Consider the following 7,687-nt stretch of genomic DNA (forward strand, 5'->3'; position numbering starts at 1 on the left):
TTTATAATATATATTTCTTTGTTTATTATAGGTGAGTATTTTCTACATATGTCTATAGTAGCATTCCTATTTCCATCTAAAATGTATGCCTTGTATAGTTTTTCAAATTCTATGCAAAATTGTCTGACTATATCTACTCTCGATATTTTATAACCTTCTTTATATAGAGAAGTAGCCTTATCCTTAATCTCATCTGGAAACTCAAGCGTTTTTACATTTATTCCAGGTCCAACAACAACATAATTGACTCTTTCCATTTCAGCAGATAATTCTGTCAATATGCCACATATTTTCTTATTATTTACTATGATATCATTAGGCCATTTTATAGAAGCATCTACTCCTAACTCTCTAAGTGCCACAACTATACTTGCTCCAGCTACTAACGTAAGAAAAGGGGTCTTAAAAGGCTCTATTTGTGGCTTTATGATCAAACTCATCCAAATTCCTTCTCCAGGAACCGACTTCCAGATTCTGCCTAATCGTCCTTTTCCTTTAGTTTGTTCTTCGCTGATTATTAACGTACCTTGATCTACCTTATTTCCAATTTCCTTTGCATAATCATTAGTTGAACCTATAGTTTCAAAATGAATTACCTTTTTCCCTATAAATTCAGTAGGTAAATTATGTGTTATATTTTGCTCCGATAATATATCATCTGGTTTTTCAGCTAATCTATATCCTTTTCTATTTACAGATTCTATGTTGTATCCTTCTTCTTTTAATGCTTTTATGTGTTTCCATACTGCTGTTCTAGATATTCCTAATTCTTTAGACAGTTGTTCTCCTGATATAAAATCGTCTCCACTATCTAAAATAGCTTTTATTACTTTTTCTCTCATAAATCCACCCCTTCTTGTTATATATATTTTATATTAAAATAAGAAAATTGGATACAAAATTTAAAGCTGTTACAAAATACATGTAACAGCCTTAACAATTTATAGATTTTTATTATTCGTCTTTTTTATCTAAATCTACTTTATCTGATTGTAAATCATCATCTTTTTTAGATAAATCTAATATAGTATTTTCTGTTTCATTATCTGAATCAGATTTATCTATGTATGGATTTTCTATTTTTTTAGTTATATCTACTTTAGTAGCTTCTTCTTTAACTGGTTCAGCTTCGTCTTTTTTATCTAATAAATTAACATCTTCTAGAGGAAGCTCTTTGTTAAATGCTTTTACAAATTGTTCTGCATCTAAAGTTTCATATACTAATAATCCTTTAGCTACATAATCAAGCTCATCAGCATAATCAGTTAATATTTTTCTACATTTTGCATATGCAGTTTCAACTATATCTCTTACTTCCTTGTCTATTTCGTAAGCTATTTCTTCAGAATAATTCTTTTTAGTTGAAATTGAGTTTCCTAAGAAAACTTCTTCATCGCTATCACCGTATACCATAGGTCCTAATTTTTCACTCATACCATATTTAGTAACCATAGATCTAGCTATTGAAGTGACTCTCTCTAAGTCATTAGATGCACCTGTAGATATATCATCCATAATTAACTCTTCAGCTACTCTACCACCTAATGCCATTATGATAGTTTCCTTCATTTCATTTTTAGTACCATACATTTGATCTTCTTGTGGAAGAGGTTCTGTAAATCCTCCAGCTCTACCTCTTGGAATTATTGTAACTTGGTGAACTGGACTTACATGTTCTAATACATGCATACAAATAGCATGACCTGCTTCGTGGTAAGCAGTAAGTTTTCTGTCTTTTTCACTGATAACTCTTGATTTCTTAGCTACCCCTACCATAACCTTTGTTATAGCTTCTTCTATAGTTTCCATATGAATTTGTTTTTCTTTTTTTCTAGCTGTAAGAATTGCAGCTTCATTCATTATGTTTTCTATATCTGCAGGAGTAAATCCTGGAGTTCTCTTAGCTAATACATCCATTTTTACATCTTTTGCAAGAGGTTTATTTTTAGAGTGAACTTTAAATATAGCCTCTCTACCTCTGACGTCTGGAGCGCCTACTACTATTTCTCTGTCAAATCTACCTGGTCTAAGCAATGCTGGGTCTAATATGTCAGGTCTATTTGTAGCAGCCATTATGATTATACCTTGGTTGACACCGAAACCATCCATTTCAACTAGAAGTTGGTTTAATGTTTGTTCTCTTTCGTCGTGTCCACCACCAAGGCCTGCACCTCTTTTTCTACCAACTGCGTCTATTTCGTCTATAAATATTATAGCTGGAGCATTTTTCTTGGCTTGTTCAAATAAATCTCTAACTCTTGATGCACCTACCCCAACAAACATTTCAACGAAATCAGAACCACTTATTGTGAAAAATGGCACGCCAGCTTCACCGGCAACTGCTCTTGATAAATAAGTCTTCCCTGTTCCTGGAGGTCCTACCATAAGTATCCCCTTAGGAATTCTAGCCCCTAATTCTATATATCTCTTAGGATTTTTAAGGAAATCTACAACTTCACTTAAATCTTCTTTTTCTTCTTGAAGACCTGCTACATCTTTAAATGTAACCCTTGTTTTTTCATCATCTTTATGAACTCTAGCCTTTGATTTGCCGAAGTTCATAACCTTTCCGCCTCCACCTTGAGACTGATTCATAAATAGGAACCACATTATTACCATGAAGAATATTAATAATAATGTCGGTAACATTTCTATATACCAAGGATTAGATGGTTTAGCTTCTCCACTAACTACTAATTTATTTTGCTTAGCTTGTTGTAATACTTCATTTGCAAATTCATCACTCATAACTTCTTTTGGCATGTAAGATTTAAATTTTTTCTTTGAATCTTTCAAAACACCTTCCACTGAAGTTGAATCTACAAAGTGTATTTCTGATATATTTTCTTCTGTTAAATACTCATATACTTGAGAAAATTTTAGCTCTTTTACTGTTTCTGTCGGTGTACCTGCAAATTCTACTATTGTCACAATTATAATTAAAAGTAACAAATAAAAACCTGCTCCTTTTAAGAATTTGTTCAACAGAAGCCCTCCTTTCATATGTTGATTTTATTTTAAAGCTTTTTAAAGCATATTTTTAATACTTGTGTTGTGCCTTCATCCACTTTAAATTTCTCACTTACCCTGTAGTTACCTACACAAATTACATCCTCACTATCTACCAATATAGGTATCCTGCTTCTTTCTTCTTTCGGGATTTTCATGTCAATAAACAAGCTCTTTAATTTTTTGTTACCCACAGAAATTGTTATTTTATCCCCAGGTTTTCTACTTCTTACAATCAAATCCCCTTTTATTTTGTCCAAATCAAACCATCTATTTGTTTTGTTTTCTTGCTTAGATATATTGTATTTTTCTATACCCATAGTCTCAGCTTCTACAAGCATGCCTAATTCTTTTATTTTTACAAAACCATTTTTAGGCACTTTATAGCAAAATTCAATATCTTCAGTAATTATTTCCTTTACAGTAATTATTATACTATTTTTCTTTCTATATACAAATAAACCTCTAGGAAGATTTAATTTTTTGCCTATTTTCTTCTCTGGCTCTAACTCGATAATATCTAAAATATGCTTTTGGTCGATAAAATTAGTATCTCCCAAAACATATTTTATCGCATATCTAAGAACTCTATATTTTATTGCATTATGTAAATTTATAAACAAATCCACAGCAATATCCACACTTTCATCTGAAACTATGCATATTTCTTCAAATTTCATCAAGGCATTTTCTTCTATATAATCGCTATCTTCTTTTACACTATTACTCATTCTAACGATAGACTTGATTACATTTGAATTAAAATTATCTCGCATATATGGAAGAAGTTTTAATCTAATTTTATTTCTTGTGTAGATTGGATCTAGATTAGTTTGATCTATTCTTGGATTTAAATTATATTGTTCACAATAGCCTTCTATCTCACTTCTTTCTATATCTAATAGAGGTCTTATTATAATTTGATCTCTTATATATTCAATTCCCCTCAAGCCTTGAAGACCAGTCCCTCTCATAATGTGCATAAGTACTGTTTCCGCTTGATCGTTCATATTGTGAGCAATAGCTATTTTGTTAGCATGAGTTTTACTCATTATTTCATAAAACATATCGTATCTTAATTTTCTAGCACCATCTTCAATAGATAATTTATTTTCTTCACAGTATTTTGGAACATCGATTGATCTCACAAAATACTTTATCCCCATTTCTTCGCAAAGCTGTGTAACGTATAGAGCATCCTTTTGAGCTTCTATACCTCTAATTTGGTGATTTAGATGAGCAGCATAAATCTCTATATCAAACATTTTCTTTAATCGATTTAATATATGTAGAAGACAAACTGAATCAGGACCGCCAGAAATACCCAAGACAATTTTATCTCCCTTTTCAATAAGATTATGTCTATTTATTGTATCAAGTACTTTTTCAAATATCATATTTTATCCCTTTTACAAATAATTTTTAATCTATTAAATGAATTACATAAAGTTAAATATTATAAAAATTATTTTTATATCCTTTCAAGCAAAATTTAATTTCACAATTGTTTATATATTTTCTATAAAAAAATATTAAGTCCTTGTATGTTTTTACATATTAAATAAAATTAACTATATTTAGACTATAATAAATATAATAACAAATAAACTAAACAAAAGGTAGTGTTTTAACTACCTTTATTTAATATAATTTTCGATATTTATAGAAATAAAACCTATCTCTAATATTATATCTAATTTTTTATTTATTAGACTAATTATTTTTCTTTAATTTTTATATTAATTAAATTTCTCCCTGTAAACATATCCATTATTTTTATATCGTAATCTATGTCTATAGAAATCTTGCTTTCATTATCAGAAATTGAAAGTTCTTTTGTATGATTTTCTATAACAAACGCTCCTTGTGGAGTCATATATCTAGATGTATCTGTTTTTCCGACTTTAAATACTAAAGTAGAATTTAAAGCTCCATATCTTTTTATAGTTACCATATCCTTTTCTATTTTTAAAGAAGTTGTCGTCTCTTCTCCATTTTGAACTTCTTTATAAATTATATACTTATGGTCTTTTTTTTGATATAAAGTACCTGTTGCATTTGATTTTATAATGTTTTTTTCACCTAATTCATTAAACTGAGTTGTTACTATATTTATATTAACCTCCATTATAGCCTCCCAAATCCATTATTCGAAGATTATTAAATTAATTTATATTGTTTAAATATTTATCAATAAACATATCATTCTAAAATTGTATCAAAAAGAATTATATCAGTTATAATCTCTATTATCAATTAAAATATGCCCCTTTCATAGCAACAATTTTACATAAAATACTCGCTATGAAAAGAGCATTACTTATAATAACTAACATTATCTAGCAAAAACATGGTTTCCTATTCTTAAATGTGGATTTAATGTGTTAATCCAGTTACAAGTAGATATATCAGGATTCCAAAAATAAATAGCATCATTCGTAGGATCATTTCCATATAAAGCATCTTTCGCAGCTTTATATGATTCTTCTGTCGGTTGAACATTTATTGAACCATTTTTTACTACAGAAAAAGCATTCTTTTGATATATTACATCCTCTATGGAATCCGGAAAACGTGAATCTTGGACTCTATTTAGAACTACAGCTGCTACAGCAACTTGTCCTTGATAGCTTTCACCTCTAGCCTCAGCTGCCACCAATTTTGATAATAAATATAATTGATCATCACTTAAACTTATCACTTCTTTTTTATCTTCATTAGTTTCTTCATCTTCATATTTATTTTTAATAACAGTCTCATTATTTTTAGCAAATTGATCTTTAAAATTTTGCATTTTTAAAACTTCACTATTTTTAGAAATTTCTTTTTCATAATCTAAACTTTGTTTATTTGTAAAATTGTCATCTACTTTTATTTTTTTATATTCTACTGACTCAATTTTTTTAAATAAATAACCGATATTCATTAAGTTAAAAGCTTCGACTTTATAAACAAATGTAGCGCTAATTATCATAAAAATAGATATAAAAAATGCCATTATTAATTTATAACACCTTCCCATAAATAATTCTCCTTTATTTTTTGTATTATCTCTACTATTTTAAATTTTATCGTTAAGTCATCGACTTTATCGTTGTCCTTTTCTACTATTAGTTTGTATTCTTCTTCTGTTAAAACCTCTCTTAGCTTTGCATCAGTTTCTTTGTCTATTACATTATTCTGTTTGTCTACAAAACAAAGTGGAGGAAACATAACACACCACCAATTCTTACCTTGTCCTTTTCCTATTAATATCCTAAGTGCCTTGTATTCTCCAGCTGGCAAAACAACGCTTGAATATTGCTTAGTCGGAAATTTACTGTATCCTAAATCTATATGGACGTCGTAATTGTATCCGTTTTTTTCTATCACATCTCTACATATATTAATTAAATTACCTTCTTCTTCTAGTATTATCCTTTCGCTTTCATTTATACTTTTAGAATCTCTTAATTTAGGTTGTAGATAATCTATGACTGCATCTCTCACTTTTAATTTAAGCTGCTGATCTTCTTCTGAATCACTATTAGCTAATACATGAAATCTTATTAATTTATCCTTGTAATTTTCAGAAGCTATATCTATTTTCGATACTTGTGCATATATACAAGTTGCCATTAATCCTACAGTAACAATTAACATTAATACAGATAATACTATTCTTATTTTCATTTTCGTATTTATTTTAAATTCTTTTTTTATAAATTTCCTTTTCATGGTCTCATCCCCCATTTTTTTGGTATATTGAGATTATTTCCAGGTTAACTTATTTTATACTCAAAAAAGTAAATTTATCAAAAAATAAAAATGACCCTCTAGCTAAATATTTATAAAGAAGTACTTATTCTACTTAAAACAATTACTTCTTTATAAATATTTCTTCTAGAAGATCATTTTTTTAATTATATTTATTAACTGATATTATTTAGTACAGTGTTCTAGCATAAATTGTTCAGCCTTTTCTATATGTTCAATAGCAAAATTCTTAGCTTCTAATACATTGGCTTCTCTTATAGCGCCTAAAATAGCTTGATGCTCATCTATTAAGCTTAATGATGCATTCAAATCTGAAACATAAGTTATTCTAAATCTTTGAACTTGTTCCCATATAGAATTTATCATCTTTGCTAATTTTTTATTATTAGCTGATTTAAATATACATTCATGGAATTCAACATCTTTTTTCAATAGCATTTCGATATTTTGTGTTCTTACTGCTTCTTCAAATTCTGCTTCTATTTCTTCTAATTTTTCTATATCTTCATCATCTCTTCTCTCAGCTGCTAAAGACGCACCTAGTCCTTCTAAGCTAGCTCTTATTTCCAATACATCCATTAAATCCTTTACTGATATATTAGCTACATAAGCGCCTTTTCTAGGTAACATCACAACTAATCCTTCAAGTTCTAATTTTCTTATCGCTTCTCTTACTGGAGTTCTACTAACACCAAGTTGTTCTGCTAGTTGAACCTCCATTAATCTTTGTCCTGATTTTAGTTTTCCTTCTAAAATAGCACTTCTCAAGTTTTCAAATACAACATCTCTTAATGGCTTATAGTCATCTAAATTTAATTTAGTTAAGCTATCCATTAATCTCAACCCCCTTTTCTTCACATGCTACGACGAATACTTGTTTAAATTCTTTTTCTAATATGGATTTGCATTTAATTGCATCCTC

General features: G+C 28.9%; 7 protein-coding genes. All 7 read right to left on the reverse strand.

Annotated elements, in window-relative coordinates; genetic code table 11:
• A partial coding sequence (locus MR593_RS08300; protein ID WP_290691798.1) for a biotin--[acetyl-CoA-carboxylase] ligase occupies positions 1-842 on the reverse strand: 842 nt, incomplete at its 3' end.
• A gap of 112 nt (positions 843-954) precedes the next feature.
• Entirely contained in the window at positions 955-2,985 is a 2,031-nt protein-coding gene (gene ftsH / locus MR593_RS08305) for an ATP-dependent zinc metalloprotease FtsH (protein ID WP_290691800.1), read from the reverse strand.
• 32 nt (positions 2,986-3,017) lie between these two features.
• Positions 3,018-4,406: a tRNA lysidine(34) synthetase TilS gene (gene tilS, locus MR593_RS08310; protein WP_290691802.1), complete on the reverse strand. Its 1,389-nt coding sequence runs from the start codon at positions 4,404-4,406 to the stop codon at positions 3,018-3,020.
• Between the two features lie 320 nt (positions 4,407-4,726).
• Positions 4,727-5,137, reverse strand: coding sequence for a DUF1934 domain-containing protein (locus MR593_RS08315; protein ID WP_290691804.1), 411 nt, complete (start codon positions 5,135-5,137; stop codon positions 4,727-4,729).
• Positions 5,138-5,344: 207 nt separating this feature from the next.
• Positions 5,345-6,031: a cell wall hydrolase gene (locus MR593_RS08320; protein ID WP_290691806.1), complete on the reverse strand. Its 687-nt coding sequence runs from the start codon at positions 6,029-6,031 to the stop codon at positions 5,345-5,347.
• Positions 6,010-6,726 (reverse strand): stage II sporulation protein R, encoded by a 717-nt coding sequence (spoIIR, locus tag MR593_RS08325; protein WP_290691808.1) that lies wholly within the window; start codon positions 6,724-6,726, stop codon positions 6,010-6,012. The genes MR593_RS08320 and spoIIR overlap by 22 nt, the downstream gene beginning before the upstream one ends.
• Before the next feature lie 204 nt (positions 6,727-6,930).
• Complete coding sequence (locus MR593_RS08330) at positions 6,931-7,599, reverse strand: GntR family transcriptional regulator (RefSeq protein WP_290691810.1); 669 nt, start codon at positions 7,597-7,599, stop codon at positions 6,931-6,933.
• Positions 7,600-7,687: the final 88 nt, after the last annotated feature.

The sequence above is a fragment of the Intestinibacter sp. genome (assembly GCF_022780145.1).
Lineage (GTDB): Bacteria > Bacillota > Clostridia > Peptostreptococcales > Peptostreptococcaceae > Intestinibacter.